Annotated in this window: 12 protein-coding genes; all 12 read left to right on the top strand. The window is 43.9% G+C overall.

Annotated elements, in window-relative coordinates; genetic code table 11:
• Positions 1-95 precede the first annotated feature (95 nt).
• The 12 genes from xdhA to dpaL all read left to right on the top strand — a co-directional run bounded on the left by xdhA (position 96) and on the right by dpaL (position 18,984).
• Positions 96-2,459 (top strand): xanthine dehydrogenase molybdenum-binding subunit XdhA, encoded by a 2,364-nt coding sequence (gene xdhA / locus ACPUYX_RS05640; protein WP_426378728.1) that lies wholly within the window; start codon positions 96-98, stop codon positions 2,457-2,459.
• A gap of 13 nt (positions 2,460-2,472) precedes the next feature.
• Positions 2,473-3,354, top strand: coding sequence for a xanthine dehydrogenase FAD-binding subunit XdhB (xdhB, locus tag ACPUYX_RS05645; protein ID WP_426378729.1), 882 nt, complete (start codon positions 2,473-2,475; stop codon positions 3,352-3,354).
• Positions 3,347-3,877 (top strand): xanthine dehydrogenase subunit XdhC, encoded by a 531-nt coding sequence (xdhC, locus tag ACPUYX_RS05650; protein ID WP_426378730.1) that lies wholly within the window; start codon positions 3,347-3,349, stop codon positions 3,875-3,877. The genes xdhB and xdhC overlap by 8 nt, the downstream gene beginning before the upstream one ends.
• Before the next feature lie 2 nt (positions 3,878-3,879).
• Positions 3,880-6,939, top strand: coding sequence for a putative selenate reductase subunit YgfK (gene ygfK, locus ACPUYX_RS05655; protein ID WP_426378731.1), 3,060 nt, complete (start codon positions 3,880-3,882; stop codon positions 6,937-6,939).
• A 399-nt stretch (positions 6,940-7,338) separates the two neighbouring features.
• Complete coding sequence (locus ACPUYX_RS05660) at positions 7,339-8,691, top strand: nucleobase:cation symporter-2 family protein (RefSeq protein WP_426378732.1); 1,353 nt, start codon at positions 7,339-7,341, stop codon at positions 8,689-8,691.
• A 79-nt stretch (positions 8,692-8,770) separates the two neighbouring features.
• Positions 8,771-9,982, top strand: coding sequence for an NAD-dependent dihydropyrimidine dehydrogenase subunit PreA (preA, locus tag ACPUYX_RS05665; protein WP_426378733.1), 1,212 nt, complete (start codon positions 8,771-8,773; stop codon positions 9,980-9,982).
• Positions 9,983-10,038: 56 nt separating this feature from the next.
• Complete coding sequence (gene ssnA, locus ACPUYX_RS05670; RefSeq protein WP_426378734.1) at positions 10,039-11,367, top strand: putative aminohydrolase SsnA; 1,329 nt, start codon at positions 10,039-10,041, stop codon at positions 11,365-11,367.
• Positions 11,368-11,377: 10 nt separating this feature from the next.
• The gene (gene thrC, locus ACPUYX_RS05675; RefSeq protein WP_426378735.1) at positions 11,378-12,607 is read left to right on the top strand and encodes a threonine synthase; all 1,230 of its coding nucleotides are present in this window, start codon (positions 11,378-11,380) and stop codon (positions 12,605-12,607) included.
• 176 nt (positions 12,608-12,783) lie between these two features.
• The gene (locus ACPUYX_RS05680; protein WP_426378736.1) at positions 12,784-14,265 is read left to right on the top strand and encodes a pyridoxal-phosphate dependent enzyme; all 1,482 of its coding nucleotides are present in this window, start codon (positions 12,784-12,786) and stop codon (positions 14,263-14,265) included.
• A 254-nt stretch (positions 14,266-14,519) separates the two neighbouring features.
• A complete protein-coding gene (locus ACPUYX_RS05685) occupies positions 14,520-16,298 on the top strand; it encodes a sigma-70 family RNA polymerase sigma factor (protein ID WP_426378737.1) in 1,779 nt (592 codons plus the stop codon).
• 193 nt (positions 16,299-16,491) lie between these two features.
• Positions 16,492-17,292, top strand: coding sequence for a transposase (locus ACPUYX_RS05690; protein WP_426378739.1), 801 nt, complete (start codon positions 16,492-16,494; stop codon positions 17,290-17,292).
• Positions 17,293-17,760: 468 nt separating this feature from the next.
• The gene (dpaL, locus tag ACPUYX_RS05695; RefSeq protein ID WP_426378740.1) at positions 17,761-18,984 is read left to right on the top strand and encodes a diaminopropionate ammonia-lyase; all 1,224 of its coding nucleotides are present in this window, start codon (positions 17,761-17,763) and stop codon (positions 18,982-18,984) included.
• The last annotated feature ends 107 nt before the right edge of the window (positions 18,985-19,091 follow it).

Here is a 19,091-nt window from a genome sequence, read left to right on the forward strand (position 1 = left end):
GGCTAATTTTACTTGTCTATAAAGAATATACTATGTCTTGTCTTCACCTGTAAGATTGTGCTTTAAAATAAATGTTTTGGGATGGAGGGGTAAAATTGGCTTACGATGTTGTAGGGAAAAGTGTCAGTAGAGTTGACGCTGTCGCTAAGGTAACCGGCAAGGCCAGATATACGGATGATTTTTCGGAACGGGATATGTTGGTCGCCAAAATCTTGCATAGTCCTTATGCTCATGCCGTTGTTAAATCGATCGATGTAAGTGAGGCTAAATCTTTGCCGGGCGTTGAAGCGGTAATAACGTATAAAGATTTACCACGCATCAAGTTTTCCACCGCTTTACCTGGCGTTATGAACGATGTCTTAGATGATGAACAAGAGGTGGATTTGCCTTTGTTTGCCACCGCTGGACATCCTTATTCTTTAGACCCGGGGCATCGGGATAAAGAGGACCGGTTTATTTTAGCTAAGAAGGCTCGTTATGTGGGAGATGCCATTGCGGCAGTTGTTGCTGTGGATGCAGTTGTTGCCGCTAAAGCTTTAAAATTAATTCAGGTTGAATATGAAGTCCTTGAGGCATTAACAACCCCTGAAGCGGCGATGCGGGAAGGCGCTCCTCGAATTCATGAGGAGAGTGAGGGAAACGTTCTCTCTACGGGAGGCGGCTTTGAACGGGGTGACATGGAGGCTGCGTTACAAGAGTCGGATTATGTTTTTGAGGGAGAGTACGAGACGAGTATCGTTCAACATTGTCATCTTGAACTTCAGACGTCTCATGCTTATGTGGATGCGGATGGCCGAATCGTGATTGTTACCTCGACTCAAATTCCCCAGATTGTACGGCGTATTGTAGCACAAGCGCTGGGTTTGCCCTGGGGAAAAGTCAGAGTTATCAAGCCTTATATCGGCGGCGGTTTTGGCAATAAGCAAGATGTTTGTTATGAACCTTTGAATGCAGCTCTGACCTTGGCCGTCGGCGGTCGGCCTGTTAAATTGGAACTTTCCCGGGAGGAAGGAATGGTTGATACTCGAACACGCCATGCCTTCAAATTTAAGATTAAAACTGGTGTCAATGAAGATGGAACAATTAATGCTATTCAAATTTCGGCAATTTCCAATACTGGAGCTTATGCCTCCCACGGAAGTTCAATTGCCGGGAGCGGAGGAAGCAAGTTCCGTTATCTTTATCCTGTGAAAGCCATGAAATACTCGCCGGTCACAGTTTATACAAATCTACCGGTGGCAGGTGCTATGCGTGGCTATGGAACTCCACAAATCTTTTTTGCCTTCGAGTCTCATATTGAAGATATTGCCAAAAGGCTTAATCTTGATCCTATCGAAGTGCGCCGGAAAAACTTAGTGGATGTTGGTTATCTTGAACCTTTCAGCAAAAATAAAGTCCTTAGCTGCGGAATTCGCGAATGTATTGACAAAGGCAAGGAACTTATCCATTGGGATGAAAAGAAGGAACGTTACAAAAATCAGACGGGAGATATCCGCCGTGGGGTAGGAATGGCCTGTTTCAGCTATGCTTCAGGAACTTATCCTGTCGCTTTGGAACTAGCAGCTGCCCGCATCGTTCTTAATCAAGATGGCTCAGTTCAGCTTCAGCTTGGTGCTACGGAAATTGGCCAAGGAAGTGATACGGTCTTTGCACAAATGACAGCGGAGATTTTGGGCCTCCCGGTGTCTATGGTCCATGTAATTTCTCAACAGGATACGGATATTTCTCCCTTTGATACGGGTTCCTACGCTTCGCGTCAAACCTATGTCAGTGGGATGGCGGTTGAAAAAGCTGCTTTAGAAGTCAAGAGCAAAATCTTAGCCTTCGCTCAAAAAATTACTGATCTACCTGCGCATAGTTTGGATCTTAAAGAGCAGATGATTGTCTATAAACATTCGGGAGAACCTGTCCTGCCTCTCTGGGAAGTTGCGATGCAGTCCTTTTATGATCGGGTCAATGCCCAGCCGATAACGAGCGATGTTTCCAATAATGCCCGAATTAATGCCGTGCCCTTTGGTGTAACCTTTGCTGAGGTAGAAGTAGATCTTAAAACAGGAAAGATAAAAGTTTTGGAAATCTACAACGTTCATGATTCGGGTAAAATTGTAAATCCCCAGTTAGCGGCGGGACAGGTCCATGGCGGTGTGAGCATGGCCATAGGATATGCTTTGTCCGAACAACTGCTTTTTGATGAAACGACGGGGAAACCTTTGAATAATAATTTACTGGACTACAAACTTCCCACCATTATGGATACGCCGGAGATTGGCGCTGCCTTTGTGGAAATCGAAGATCCGACCGGGCCATTTGGGGTAAAAGCTTTGGGAGAACCTCCTGTTATTTCCCCGGCTCCGGCTATTCGCAATGCGGTTTTAGACGCTACAGGTGTTGCCTTCAATCGCATACCGATGAATCCCCAACGAGTCTTTGAGAGTTTTAAAAAGGCTGGATTATTATAAAGGCGGTGAAATGATGTACGACATTAGAGGATATTACGAGGCGGAAACAGTTCGCGAAGCGATGGAACTTCTTGGGGTGAATCCAAAGCTTAAAATTATTGCAGGCGGAACGGATGTGCTTGTAAAGATGCATGGCGGGCAGCTGGAAGACGCCGAGTTGTTAAGCATTCGCAAGATCCAAGAGTTGAGGGATATTCGCAAATTGGAGAATGGGACGATTGCTATTGGTCCGATGGCAACGTTTACTAACGTCTTTAATGATCAAATCATGAAGAAGTATGTTCCTATTCTTACAGAAGCGGCGATCTCAATGGGGGGGCCGCAGATCAGGAATATTGCTACCATCGGCGGAAATGTCTGCAATGGGGCAACCTCAGCCGACAGCGCCTCATCCTTGTTTGCCCTTAATGCTCACTTAAAATTGCAGAACCTCCAAGGGGAACGGGTGATTCCCATTCGGGAATTCTATCTTGGACCCGGTAAGGTTGACTTAAAGCCTGGGGAAGTTCTTACAGATATCCTTATCTATCCGGAAGATTATCAGGGGTTTGGAGGACAGTATATTAAATTTGCTATGCGGGAGGCTATGGATATCGCCACGCTTGGAGTTGCTGTTCTCTGTAAGTTGGATTCCGGTAACTTCAGTGAGATTCGTATCGGGCTAGGCGTCGCTGGACCGACACCTTTGCGCTGTGTGGAAGCGGAAGATTTTGCTCGCGGAAAGAAAATTTCTCCGGAAACAATCGAGGAAATCGGCAAACTAGCTGTAAAATCAACCAAGGCCCGAACCTCCTGGAGAGCGTCCAAAGAGTATCGTGAACATCTAGTGGAGGAATTGACTCAAAGGGCTTTGCAAACGGCTATTGTGAGGGCGGGAGGTGTAGATCTTGTTTAAAAGGATTTCATTTACGGTTAATGGGAAATCTTATACCTTGGAAGTTGATGTCCGTATGTCTCTGCTGGAACTTTTGCGAAACCAGCTGGGGTATACCGGTGCTAAACAAGGGTGCAGCGTCGGCGAATGCGGAGCCTGCAGTGTTTTGATTGATGGGACTCCTTATGACTCTTGCATTTATTTAGCCGTTTGGGCGGATGGTAAAGTTATCACGACGATCGAAGGGGTAGCCGCTAAGAACGGGGAACTTTCTAAGGTTCAGAAAGCCTTTATTGAAGAAGGTGCTGTTCAGTGCGGTTTTTGCACGCCTGGACTTATCTTAACCACTACAGCTATGACAGAAAGCGGTAAGGACTACACTCGTGAGGAAGTTAAGCGAGAACTTTCGGGGCATTTATGCCGCTGTACAGGGTATCAAAATATTCTTAAGGCAGCGGAAAAGTCTTTGGAAGGACATATTTGTACCTGTGTGGACAGCCCTCATTACAAGCAGCAACAAGAACAACTTAAGGAGAGACAATAATTATGAGCGACAAAATGGCTCTGATTCCCTTTAGACAATTGCTTCATTGGGTTATGGAGGAATATAAGCACAGCGGGATGGTATTTGGTATTCCGGAAGAGAAATTCTTCAAAAAATCAAACGATCATTATATGGAGTTGTTTGGGGAAGCCATCGCTACTCCTGTCGGACCGGCAGCGGGACCGCACTCTCAATTGGCTCAAAACATTATTGCTTCCTATATGAGCGGAAGTCGTTTTTTCGAGCTTAAATCTGTTCAGATTATGGATGAGTTGGAAATTGCCAAGCCTTGTATTTCCGCCGAAGACGAGTGCTATAATACAGAATGGTCAACAGAACTTCCGATTATGGGCGCTTTTGCGGAATATGTGAAAGCTTGGTTCATCTTGCACGTTATACAAAAAGAGTTCTTTCAACAAACTGAGCGGCGCTTTATGTTTAATATGAGTGTTGGCTATGACTTGAAGGGCATTCAGTCCCCTAAAGTTGATGAGTTTATTGAAGGTTTGAAAGATGCCGCAAAAACGAAGATTTTCCAGGAATGTCAAGACGTCTTGCGGGAAGAATTGGGGCTGCTCAAACATGTGGACAGCGCATTTGTGGACCAGATCTCGCCTCAGATATGCAACTCCATCACCCTATCGACGATGCACGGATGCCCGCCCACTGAAATCGAAGCGATTATTCGGTATCTGATTAGCGAAAAGAAACTTCATACCTTTGTCAAAATGAATCCGACATTATTAGGGTTTGAGTATGTCCGCAAGACCTTTGACAAGATGGGGTATGACTATATTCAATTAAAAGAAGCTTCATTTACTCATGATTTGCAATTCGGCGATGGCGTAGAAATGTTAAAGCGGCTGAAAGTTTTTGCTGCGGACAATAAGAAAGACTTTGGCGTTAAACTATCGAATACTCTGCCGGTGAGGATAGCTCGGGATGAGCTGCCTGGAGAAGAAATGTATATGTCCGGCCGGGCTCTCTATCCCTTAACAATTAATTTGGCATATAAACTTGCGGCGGAGTTTGACGGGGAGCTTAAAATTTCTTATTCCGGCGGTGCGGACGCTTTTAATATTGAGCGTATCTTTGCTGCGGGGATTCGACCTATAACTGTAGCTACAACACTGCTCAAACCAGGTGGTTATCAACGCTTCCAACAATTAGCTGAACGTCTGGAACCGCTTTTGGATAATCAAGAATCAAGCCGCTTAGATATGAAGAAGCTTAAAGCCTTAGCGGAAAGTGCTTTTGATGATGCCAATCATATCAAGGAGTCTCGGGATATGCTCAGCAGGAAAACTTCGCTCAAATTGCCGCTGTTAGATTGCTTTATTGCACCTTGCGAAAAGGGATGCCCGATCGAACAAGACGTTCCCGAGTACTTGCGCCTGGTCGGCGAAAAACGTTATGAGGAAGCCTTTGACGTTATTGTCTCTAAGAATCCGCTGCCTTTTACTACGGGAACGATTTGTACACACACCTGTATGACGAAGTGCACACGCCTGGATTACGATGAATCAGTGCACATTCGGGGTCAGAAACTTGTGGCGGCTGAAAAAGGTTTTGCTGGTTATATGCAAAAGGTTTCCAAAGGCCAATCGCAGTCAAAGGCTAGTGTCGCTGTGATCGGTGCGGGACCGGCAGGACTTTCCGCGGCTTACTTCTTAGCCAAGGCAGGTATGAATGTCACCGTCTTTGATAAGCGTGAAAAGGCTGGAGGAACAGTTGAATTTGTTATTCCGGATTTTCGGATATCCCGTGAGGCGATTAAGAAGGATATAGAACTTATTGAGTCTATGGGGGTTAAGTTTAAATTTGGAGTCAACCCGAAAGTTTCGGTGGCTGATTATAAGGCACAAGGGTTTAATTATGTCGTTTTAGCCATAGGGGCAGGAAGAACAAATGCTTTAGCGATACAGGGCGATATGGAGCGTATCCGCGGAGCTATTCCTTTCTTGGAAGCTTTTAATACGGATCGCCAAGGGTTGAATCTTGGCAAGAGGGTGGCGGTGGTCGGGGGCGGAAATTCAGCTATGGATGCTGCACGAGCAGCCCTTCGGGTTCCGGGAGTTGAAGAAGTCTCTATTGTCTATCGTCGAACGAAAGATTACATGCCTGCTGACGAGGAGGAATTGGCCTATGCTCAAAAGGATGGCGTGATCTTTAAGGAGCTTCTGGCTCCGGTATCTTTAAGCGGCGGGGTTCTTAAGTGCCAAGTTATGGATTTGGGGCCGGCTGATGCTTCTGGACGACGGAGTCCGGTTCCGCGGGAAGGGATTTATGAAGAGCTTCCGGTTGACACGGTCTTGTCGGCAATTGGCGAGCTGATTGATTATGACCTCCTGAAGACGAATGGGATTGAAGTCGGAGAAAAGGGGAAAATTAAGGTTAATGAAGATACATTAGAAACGAACGTCGAGAATGTCTTTATCGGCGGGGATGCCTTAGTCGGCCCTTGGACTGTGGTTGGTGCTATTTCTCATGGTACAAAAGTTGCTAAGGCGATCCTTGCCAAAGAACATTTGGAATTCAGTCAGGAATATGCTTCCAGGATTTCCTTCGATAAGGAAAAACAATTACTTGAAGTACGGACTAAAAAAGCAGTTCTGCAGCCGGTCTGTGATGGAGAAGAAGAAACAGGACGCTGCCTGGAATGCAATTATATCTGCAATATTTGTTCCGAGGTGTGTCCGAATCGTGCTAATTTAATGATTCCGGTGGAAGGTGAAGGACTAACGAATCGCAATCAAATTCTCCATGTTGATGGCATGTGTAATGAGTGCGGCAATTGTGAGACGTTCTGTCCTTATGATGATGCGCCATATAAAGTAAAGATGACATTATATTGGAGTGAAAAGGAATTTGCAGATTCCTTGAATACCGGGTTTGTAATCCTTAAGGATGGGAAGGAACCTATCGTTAAACTTCGCCTAAAGGGAGAAGTTATAGAGGTAGCTTTTGATCAAACCGGGCGTACGGATGCTCCTATTGATGGCTCCCTTGCAGCCTTTATGTGGACAGTTATTCAACAATATCCTTATCTGTATAAAGTTTAATTTTAGGGACATATATAAAGGGGTCGAACAATTTGTTGGACCTCTTTATGTAAATACCTCAGGATTAAGCTTCGATAAAAAGGGGTGGGTAGTCTTATCAATATGATAATTATCTTATCGATTTGACATGGTTTCATTACTGGAGATAGAGAAAGAGATGATCTTAAAATCTTATCACTTTGATAATGATATGGCTTTTAATCTCTGATAAGTAAGGTAAATGTCGGATTAAATAAGGTATTATCAGATTGGCACGAATATTGCTAACTTTTCATCTAGGAACAATCTATGTCCAAGGAGAGGAACCCTGAATTTGAAAGCAGGAACTATTCAAGGTTTTGAGGACGGAGGTGTGCGCTTAAAGCAGTTATCCTGCAGTAAACAACGAGGAGGAAAAAAATGGCTAACACACAACATTCTGTAGCGCCTGTTGACGAAATGATGCCAGCAGCTAAACTTTTTGTGTTTGGCTTGCAGCACGTACTGGCGATGTATGCCGGGGCGGTAGCGGTGCCCTTGATTATTGCCGGAGCCGCTGGGTTAACTAAAGCTCAAACCGCTTTTCTTATTAACGCAGATCTGTTTACTTGTGGGATTGCCACCTTGCTGCAGACGTTGGGAATTTGGAAAATAGGCATTAAGATTCCTGTTATCCAAGGTGTGACCTTCGCTGCTGTTACTCCGATGATTATTATGGCCAAAACAGGAGGCATGGAGACGATCTACGGATCAATTATTATAGCCGGTATATGTACCTTTCTTTTAGCCCCTTTCTTTAGTAAGTTGATTCGATTTTTCCCGCCTATTGTCACAGGAAGCGTTATCACGGTAATTGGTATCTCCCTGTTGCCTGTAGGCATTGCCTGGGCAGCCGGCGGTACCGGAGACCCTCATTATGGAAGCATGACTTATATTGGGGTTGCAGCCATAGTTCTTGTCGCTATTCTTTTAATCAATAGGTTTTTCCGTGGGTTCATTGCTCATATTTCAGTGCTTCTAGGGTTAATTATTGGTCTTATCATCGCCATGCCCGTAGGGCTTGTGAACTTCTCGGGGGTTTCCTCTGCCGCTTGGTTAGGCATCGACTATCCTTTTGCTTTTGGGATGCCGAAGTTTGATCTTGGGTCTATCATTGCTATGATTATTGTTATGTTAGTGGTTATGGTGGAGTCTACGGGAGATTTCCTGGCAATAGGTGTAATGGTTGATAAACCAATCGGAGAAAAGGAACTAACTGCAGGGCTGCGTGCTGATGGGTTGGCAACGACTCTTGGAGGTATATTAAATGCCTTCCCTTATACTGCCTTTGCTCAAAACGTTGGTCTTGTGGGCCTGACCGGGGTTAAAAGCCGTTTTGTAGTTGCTACCTCCGGTGCGATTTTAGTAGTTATGGGTTTCTTTCCTAAATTAGCGACGATTATTGCTTCCCTGCCAAATGCTGTACTCGGTGGTGCTGGGATTGCTATGTTTGGTATTGTTGCTGCCAATGGAATTAAAACATTGTCCAAAGTCGACTTCGAAAAAAGACCCAACAACATTTTTATCGTAGCTATTAGTATAGGATTGGGTGTTATTCCGGTTGTTGACGCAAATTTCTTTAAGTTATTCCCTGATTGGAGTCAAACTATTTTGCACAGTGGCATTACTCTAGGTTCCGTGGCGGCTGTTATCCTCAATGCCCTGTTTAACGGCAGCAAAGGCGGCGAAGAGGCCCAAAAGGAACTGGCCGATAATGCAGGAATGAATGCTTAAGACATTTCGTGGGAAAGAAGCTGCTTCTTTCCCACGTTATAATGCTCTCTAATTATGGGTGTTAAAAGGGGAATTAAAAATGCCAGTTGATTTATCAGTGGATTATTGCGGATTTCAACTTGAAAACCCCTTTATTTTGGCTCCTTCTCCAAGTACAGATCAAGTCGACCGGTTAGTTAGGGCCTTTGAAGCTGGTTGGGCAGGCGCTGTTTTAAAGACAATCAGCATTGACTCCAGCGTAGTCAGGCGTGTATTTCCCTTAGTCATGAAGGTGGAACATCTTAAAGGTTTTCTGGGCCTCCAGAATATTGACTTAATCTCAGAGCATTCCGTTGAACAGATTGAGCAAACTATTCGTTATTTAAAAAAACGTTTTCCGTTTAAGGCTGTCATTCCAAGCATTATTGCCAACAATAAGGGCGATTGGCAAATGTTGGCTCACCGTATGGCGGCGGCGGGAGCGGACTTATTGGAATGCAGTATTTCCTTTCCCCATGGGGCTGATTGGGGACTAGGTTCGAAAATTCAAGAGCCGGCCAGCACGGAAGAAATCACAGGTTGGGTTAAGGAAGCAGCGGGGAAGGTTCCTGTTGTTGTTAAGTTATCGGCGCAAGATTCGGATATTCTTGCTACTGCTGCTGCGGTTGAACGCAGCGGAGCAGAGGGTGTCTGTGCCTTAAATACCCTGAAAAGCATTACTGGAGTGGATTTAGATACCCTGATTCCCACCCCAAATATCGCTGGGCTTTCTACATACGGAGGGCTTTCCGGACCGGCCCTAAAGCCCATTGCCTTAAGATGTACTGCGGAAATTGCGCAAAAGTTAAATCTCGACATTGCAGCGAGCGGTGGAATTACCACCTGGCAGGATGGTGCAGAATTTCTTCTGCTGGGAGCAAGTTCTTTGCAGCTCTGTACGGCGGTTTTACGCTTTGGCGTCGGAATTATTCATGAATTAATTATGGGATTACAAGGGTGGATGGAGGAAAAGTCCTTTCAGAGCCTAACAGATGTTATTGGGCGTTCTCTGCCGTATCTTGTGGGACACTCTCATCTTCCGAGAGGGATACAAGTAGTTTCTCATATTAACGCGGACCGCTGCAATCGGTGTGGTGATTGTTATGATGTCTGCCGAACCGGGGGGCATGATGCTGTTTTTTGGACAGAGGGGTTGCCGGAGGTTGATATAAGGCGATGTATTGGCTGCGGGCTATGTCAGGCAATGTGCTCGAGTCAGGCGATTTCGCTAACCAGGTTAATGGGAGAGCGTTCATCTCCCCAGATAGGATAAATAAATCTAATTAATCATATCTAAAGTGAACTATTAAAGGGAGGATGAGTTAAGTAATGCTTATAATCGGGAATGGAATGGTATTAACCTTAGGTAAGAGCAACCAGGTTATTCCTCAAGGCGGAGTGTTAATTCAGGACAGCAAGATTATCGAAGTTGGGCCCTCTCAAGAGCTGCAGACACGTTTTCCTGAAGCTCGGTTTATTGACGCTCATGGAAAGTTAATTATGCCGGGATTGATTAATACTCATATGCATCTCTATAGTACATTTGCTCGGGGGATGGATGCTAAAAGCAAACCACCGCGCAATTTCCGCGATATCCTGGAAGGACTTTGGTGGAAACTGGACAAATTGCTGACCATAGAGGATGTTTACTACAGCGCTCTGACTCCGCTTATTGAGTGTATTAAAACAGGCACAACGACGATTGTTGATCACCATGCCAGCCCAAATGCGGTAACAGGCAGCCTGTCAGCGTTAGCTAAGGCTGCTAAAGAGATAGGAGTACGTGCCGCTTTTTGCTATGAGGTTTCGGACCGTGACGGCGAGTCTATCGCCCAAGAAGGTATTAAAGAGAATGCTGATTTTATTAAAGCCTGTCAAGGAACTCCCGATGCCATGACTGCCGGATTGTTTGGGCTTCACGCTTCTTTGACCTTATCAGACAAAACGCTGCAGCAGTGCAGTGATGAAGCGAAACGACTTGGGGCTGGATTTCATGTTCATGTGGCAGAGGGTATTGAAGACGTAAACGATTGTTTGACGAATCACGGGATGAGGGTTGTTGAGCGCTTTGAGAAATTCGGAATCCTTGGGCCTAAATCTATCGCGGCACATTGTGTCCATGTCAATGATCGAGAAATAGAACTTCTAAAAGCTTCCAAAACTCAGGTTGTTCATAATCCTGAGTCCAACATGGGAAATGCAGTTGGTGTAACACCGGTTCTTAAAATGTTGGATAAGGGTGTAAGAGTCGGCTTGGGAACAGATGGGTATACCTGTGATATGTTTGAAAGTGCAAAAGTAGAAAATGTTCTGCAAAAGCATGCCGCCGCAGATCCCAGTGTGGCCTGGGCAGAAGTTCCTCAAATGTTATATGGCAATAACCCCCTAATCGCTTCCGATTTATTCGGCGGAACGTTTGGTGAACTGACCCCAGGAGCCTGGGCAGATGTGATTGTTGTCGATTATATCCCTGCAACGCCTTTGAACGAGACGAATTGGAGCGGACATCTTCTTTTCGGTGTTTCCGGTCATAACGTGGAAACAACGGTGATTAACGGAAGAGTGCGTATGCTAGACAGGGTACTTGTTGATATTGACGAAGAAGCGATCTGTGCTCGTTCTCGTGAATTGGCCCAAGCAATTTGGAATAGGATTTGAGGTGACGGAGATGGAAAATGTATTGGGATTGCGCTGTATTCAATGCGGTAAAGAATTAGCCCCTGAACCGGGTGTATATACTTGTCCGACCTGCGGTTCGAAAGCTGGAATTATGGATGTTATCTATGACTATTCAGCGCTAAACAGGATGACGTCGCGGGAAAAATTATCACAATCGAAAGATTACTCAATCTTTCGTTATCTGCCGTTTCTTCCAATCCGTCCGGAAACTCCCCGGCCTCATCTGAGAGTGGGCTGGAGCCCATTGTATAAGCCGCCTGGACTTGGCAAGCAGTTAGGAATGAGTAATCTGTATATTAAAGATGACGGGCAAAACCCTACAGCGTCTTTAAAGGACCGTGCTTCGATTATTGCCGTTGTTAAAGCCGTGGAGGAAAAGGCCCCAACGGTTTCCTGCTCTTCGACGGGAAATGCCGCCTCATCTTTGGCAGGAAGTGCTGCTGCCATGGGACTGAAAAGTGTTATTTTTGTCCCCAGCCGCGCTCCCCAGGGAAAAGTAGCGCAATTGTTAATTTTCGGTGCTAAGGTTATCAGTGTTCAAGGCTCTTATGAAGACACCTTCAGATTATCTGCTGAAGCTATCGAGCGTTTCGGCTGGTATAACCGCAATGCCGCTATAAATCCTTATCTTGTTGAAGGCAAAAAAACAGTGGCTCTGGAAATTGCCGAGCAGTTTCACTGGGAGGTTCCTGATTGGGTTGTGCTTTCTGTCGGTGACGGATGTACGATCGCCGGAGTTTGGAAGGGCTTTAAAGATCTCTATCAAGCCGGCTGGATTGAGCGCCTGCCCAAGATTGTCGGGGTTCAATCAACGGGATGCTGCCCCCTCGTCGATGCCTTCTTAGAAAATCGCCCCTGGCAGCCGGCGGAGGAAAACACGTTAGCAGACAGTATCGCTGTAGGTGTGCCGCGTAATCCGGACAAGGCTTTGCGTGCTGTGCGCGAATCCGGGGGGACGATGATCGCTGTGCCCGATGAGGAAATCCTGGAAGCCATGCGAGAGCTGGGAAGAACCAGCGGGATTTTCGGCGAACCGGCGGGGGTAACTGGAATGGCAGGACTGAAGGCTTTAGTTAAAAAGGGTGTCATAGGGGCCGATGAAACCGTTGTGGCTATAGTGACAGGTAATGGCCTTAAAGATGTCAAAAATGCCATCGCTGCAGTGGGTGAACCTATAAAAGTAGGGCCTTCCCTTGACGAATTGATGGGAAAATTATAGGTAGGGTTCCGATACATTGCTTTGGTGGGAGTAGAGTCCATCCCTTTAGCGCGATAGAAATTGTTATGGGCTTGGCGCTTTCGGCGAAAGTGTCCACAGGACACTATCGTCACCGAAGACACGATGTTCGGCTTTAGCTGAACGAGTTCACTCGTTATCATAAAGGAGGAAAGACTATGAAAAACTTAATTGATTTAACGATTAATGAAGAGCAGCTCGCAAAAACGGCCCAGAGTGTTAAAGAACGAGATATTTTAATTCCAACGCTGGCTCAAATGAAAGATCCCAATAAAATTCCTGCGAAAGTAAAAGATAAATTGAAAAAGACTGGTTTATGGGATGTCGATCCCATTAATCTCTTCCGAATTTCCTGGAAAAATGAGCCGGTCAAAGAAGGTGGACTTTATAATTCTTTGCCGAACTATCTTGAAATTCCCTCTGCCATTTCCGGCGTTAAAGCAAGAATTATTGCCATGGCAGGCAAATATTTTCCAACAGGTGCCCATAAGGTTGGTGCAAGCTTTGCCTGTTTAGTCCCGCGCTTGGTAACTGGTCAATTTGATCCCAAATATCATGAGGCTGTCTGGCCCTCAACAGGCAATTATTGCCGCGGCGGCGCTTATAATTCGGCCTTGCTGGGCTGTAAATCAATTGCCATTTTACCTGAGAACATGAGTAAAGAGCGTTTTGAATGGCTGAAAACTGTGGCCGGTGAAATTATTGCCACTCCCGGTTGTGAAAGCAATGTTAAGGAAATTTATGATAAAACTTGGGAGTTGAAAAGAACCCGTGATAACGTCGTGATTTTCAATCAGTTTGGAGAACTTGGCAATCATCTTTGGCACTATGAAGTAACCGGCAATGCCATGCAGGAGATCATCAAAGCTGAGGCCGGTCCTAAGGGAAGACTTGCTGGAGTATGTTTAACCTCTGGGTCAGCAGGTACTTTGGGTTGCGGAGATTACTTGAAAGACCAATATCCCAAAGCCAAATTAGCCGTCGGGGAAGCTTTGCAATGTCCTACATTGTTAAATAATGGTTTCGGTGATCATAGAATCGAAGGGATCGGTGACAAACATATTCCTTGGATCCATAATGTTAAGAACACGGATATGGTGATTGCCATCGATGACAATGATAGTTTGGGAATGTTCCGGCTCTTTAATGAAGCAGCGGGACAAACCTATTTGAAAGAGCAAGGTATCGCTGAAGACGTTATAGCCAAACTCCCATGGGTCGGAATTTCCGGAGCGGCTAATATTTTATCGGCTATAAAATTCGCTAAATACTATGAGCTGACAGAGGATGATATTGTCATGACCGTCCTTACTGATTCAGCTGAAATGTATCAATCCCGTTTAAAAGAGATGGAAGAAGAAAGAGGTCAAGAATATAGCCTGATTCATGCTGCCATCGATCATAACCGCAATGTCTTAGGTGTCAGAACAGACAGCATGGAGGAATTAACCTACCAGAGCAAAAAACGTATTCACAATCTGAAGTATTACACCTGGATTGAACAACAAATGTATGATTTAGACGAACTAAATGCCCAATGGTACGATTATGACAATTACTGGGGCAGACTCCATCAGATGGGACCAGAATTAGACAAACTTATTGAACAGTTTAACGCCAGAACCGGCCTGGCAGAGTAATTCAAGCGTGTCGGGGGGACGGTCCTTTCGACACGCTCTTTTAACGTGTCAGGGCGTGTCAGGGGGACGGTCCTTCTAACACGTTTGCAAAACGATTCCTAATATGTTTTTGGAGAGACATAAATTTTCATATTTTAGTTTTGGTGATATTATCGAGAAGATATTTATCACCAATTTTTTTTAAAAAGAATGGAACTTTCTAAACGATAAAAGCATCTTAAGAGTGAACTCAGGACGAAGGGAGAAACAAGGTTTTGGATCAGGTCTCGGAATTTGTTAGGGATGTACAAAGCGGGAATAAAGAAGCGTGGGAGTCTCTTTTGCGAAATGTCTATCCGTCAGCTCTAAGTCAAGCAAAGATGTTGCTTCGTGATCAGGATCTTGCGGAAGACGCTTTGCAGAATGCTCTGATTAAAGTTTTCAAGTTCCTCCCGACATTAGAGACACCGGAAGCTTTCAAGGCATGGTTCCGGAGAGTTCTGATGAATGAGGTGTATTTAATCCTTAGAATGAGGCAGAAAGAAACGGAAGGCCTAAATGCCGAGCTTCTAATTGATCAATGCGCTGCCCCTGATGAACAAGTAACTTTGAAAGTTGAATTATTTCGTGTTCTTCAGATGTTACCTTTTGAACAACAGCAAGTTTTCATCGAGGTGGATGTCTGGGGCAAATCTCTGCATGATATGGCAAAAGAATATGGATTGCCATTGGGAACGGTTAAATCACGGCTATTTCGGGCAAGAGAACGTTTGCGCAAGGAGCTTCGGGATTGGTTAGGAGCGGAAACGGTCAAGAACCGCTGCACTTTGGAGAATAACGATGACAAGGGGAGTTGGATCGTGAGTAATGAACAAAAAAAATGGCCGACAATGGAACAATTTTATGACTATTTAGAAGGTACAATGCCCTCAGAAGAGAGGGCGGATTTTGAAAAACAATGGTCAAATAATTCTGAGTGGTTGATGGAGTTGTCTAGGCATAAAAACTTTTTAACGTTGCTTCATTCCTTAACAGGACGACTTACTCTTTCCTCCCAAGAGATAGCGGATAAGGCTCTGAAACTAAGGGATCAGATCCAAGACTATGAAATGGTGCAAGAACAAACTTATTTTAAAGAAACAGGACCTGGAACGATTTCTTCTCATATTTGGTTTAAGCGACCTGGACAACTTCGAATTGAGTCTTCCAATCCGATGGTTGATGAAACGATCACGACCGTTCGAGGGCAGGAAATGTTATGTTGGACAAAATCGAGTCAAAAGGCAAGAAGGTTAAAGTTTAGTCAAGAGATAGGTAAGCAAATGGGACCAAATTACCTTGATGCTCTGAAGAAATTGGCCGCTGATAAGAATTGTAAAGTATTAGGGACGGAGTACATTGAAGGCCGTCCTGCCTTGCACATTCAATTTATGGAAAAAGTAGATAATATGAAGGACATGAATACTCATGTATGGCTGGATAAGGTTTCCTGGATGCTCTTAGTAACAGAACGTTATAATTCAGAAGGAAAACTTATACTCAGAACACTTGTCAAAGAATTGAAAGTAAATCAGGGTATTCCAGACTCTTCTTTTGAATTAGAGATTCCTGAAGGGGTTAAGATTGATGAGGAAGAGAGCGAAGAGATTCATCCGTTCATAGAGATTTCTCTCGAAGAAGCAAGCCGGCGTTTGTCATGTCCAATGTATTGTTTTCAAACCAAAAATTTTAGCGTCAAACACCAATGGGTTCGTTTTTCTGATAAGCAAGAAGCGGTAGTGAGCCTTTATAAGAAAAAAGGAGAACCAATAGCCCATTTAACACTTACCCAAGGAAAAGGTCCTCAAACTAACAACCCTTCTCAAGAATCTGGTGAAGATATGTATTTTACGTTTGCAGGAAGTGAAGTTAAAGGGGTATTTCGCGAGTTTAATTTTGGCTCGGTTATGAACATGATTACTTGGGAATATCAAGGACAGTATTTTTCTGCTGCATGTAATGGGAGTAAAGAAGAGTTAATGGATAATATCAAAGAACTTCATTGTACTAATTGAGTTTTCGTGAAAAAATGGCTTTTTCAAATGCTAAAAAGAAAACTTTAAGTAAGTGGTAGCTCAGAATGTGTTGAAGGTGTGTTGCAAGGACCGTCCCCCTGACACACCCCCCTGACACACCAATTACATTATATTGACATCTTGGTAAATGGTGGATATGCTGAACGGAAAGGGGATGAAAGGGAGAATCTAAATGACCAGATTACAACGGAGATATAGTAATTCTGGATGTTATCATATTATGCTCAGAGGGAACGAACGCAAAAATATATTCTTAGACGATGAAGATCGTCAAAGATTTATTAATTTTGTTAATAAAAAGCAAACTGACAATAAGCTTATTTTATATGCTTATTGTCTTATGGATAATCATGTTCATTTAGCACTAAAAGATACCGATAATGACATTTCAATTTTAATGAAGGGAATTGCAACTAGCTATGCGATGCATTTCAACAAAAAGTATGGTCGTGTAGGGCATGTATTTCAGGGCCGCTATAGAAGTGAGGTAATTGAAAATGACAGGTCCCTATTAGCAGTTATTCGCTATATTCACCAGAATCCGCAAAAGGCCTTTTTAGTACAACGTGCCGAACAGTATCAGTGGAGCAGTTACCAATGGTACTTAAACCAGAACAGAGAAGGGGCAACGATTGTGGATGTTCTATATATCCTAAAAATGTTTGCCGAAGATCAAAAGGATGCAATCAATGAGTTTATTAAATTCTCAAACGAAAATGATAATGATACTAATCTCTATATGGACGACAATGAAGGTGAGGGTACAATTCGAACTATCCAGGATGGTAAAGTATATCTACATAAATACCTGAACCAGAATTGGTTAGAAATGAGTTTAGACATGATTAAAACGGACAAAAATTTTAGAACTTCAGTAATAAGAAATTTACGAACCAACACAAATCTATCGGTGGTCTCTATTGCCAAATTGCTCGGAATTAATAGAGGAATGGTTGAGAGAGTTAGGTCTTAAAGAGTTTGCCTGTTGAATCAGTTCAAAAGTTAGTAAATTGGGACGATCAGTTTGATAAATTAAGCGGATCGTCTTTTTCGTTTTTTAACATAAGATTGGTTCTGGTTCTTTGCTATATTGGGTTTTGTAATGAGATTAATTTCGGTAAAAAAATAGTTTGATTCTAGAGGTATATCTCCAGATTTACTCTATTGGAAATATTAATCAATGCAGAAATCCAAAATTTAACCCAGAAAAAATTATTAACGCAATAGCATGTTATCAAAGTGTGTTAGAAGAAAAAAGCGTGTCAAAAGGACCGTCCCTCTGACACACCTCTGACACCTCTGACACATTAAAAGTTGGCATGATAATTGCATGAAATATTCCTTGATTTAAATGAGAACAATTCATTTAGGGGGAGATAAAATCTAAGGGTTTCAACAAGAAATTGTTTTCGATAGTAATTTTGGAATAGGAGCGATTATCATGAGTGACGAAATTAAATGGATTAAAAATAACATGTTAAAAACTTATGGCAAAGGTTCTTCCACCAAACTTTTCAGTAAAGATGAAATTGATAAAGCGAGACGATTTCATGAGACGTTTCCTGATTATCAGCCTACACCTCTGCGGTCGTTAAATAGATTGGCCTCAAATTATGGGGTGAAAGGTATTTATGTCAAGGATGAATCCTTTCGTTTTGGGTTAAATGCCTTTAAGGCTTTAGGAGGTTCCTATGCTATTGGGCGATATCTTGCCCAGCGACTCCATAAAGATATTAGTGAGCTTCCTTATCAAGTTCTAACTTCCCCGGAAGTTAAGGAACAATTAGGCGATATAACCTTCGCCACAACGACGGACGGTAATCATGGCCGGGGTATAGCCTGGACTGCCCGTCAATTAGGACAAAAATCAGTTGTTTATATGCCGAAAGGATCATCCCAGTTCCGTTTGGATAAAATCAGAGAAGAGGGCGCAGAAGCTTCAATTACGGACCTGAATTATGATGATGCTGTTCGCATGACGGCTGAGGAAGCAGAAAAAAATGGCTGGGTGGTTGTCCAGGATACTTCCTGGGAAGGTTATGAAGAAATTCCCTCTTGGATTATGCAGGGCTATGGTACTATGTCGGCTGAAGCACAGGAAGAACTAAATAACCTTGGCATAGAGAAACCGACTCATATCTTTGTGCAGGCCGGTGTGGGGGCCTTGGCCGGATCGGTGCAAGGGTATTTCGCCTCACTCTTTCAAGAGGATCGCCCTAAGACGGTAGTGGTTGAAGCTAATAAAGCGGATTGCTTATATAAGTCTGCTCTTGCCGGAGATGGCAGGCCACGGGTCGTCGGCGGAGATATGTCGACGATTATGGCAGGATTGGCTTGCGGCGAACCGAATCTTATTGGCTGGAATATTCTCAGAGACTACAGCCAGATGTTTGTCTCTTCACCGGATTGGGTTGCTGCCAGAGGAATGAGAGTTTTGGCGAATCCCTTGCTTGGAGATCCCAGGATTATATCCGGAGAATCTGGGGCAGTGACGGCAGGGCTCTTAGGCTCCTTTTTAAGGGATAAGGCCTTTAAAGCTGCCAGAGAGCAGTTAAATATCAATGATCAATCACAGATTCTCATCTTTAACACGGAAGGGAATACTGATCCTTATAAATATCTAAGCATTGTTTGGGATGGAGAATTGCCGTCAACAGGCCGCTAAAGCAGCAATTCTTAATCAAGCGTAAGTTTCGAATATAAGGAGCACTTATTGAGATCAATAGTGCTCCCTTCTTTATGAGTTCGCTGCCTTTGTTTTTCAAATTTTGC

The sequence above is a fragment of the Desulfosporosinus sp. SYSU MS00001 genome (assembly GCF_049943955.1).
Taxonomy (GTDB): Bacteria; Bacillota; Desulfitobacteriia; order Desulfitobacteriales; family Desulfitobacteriaceae; genus Desulfosporosinus.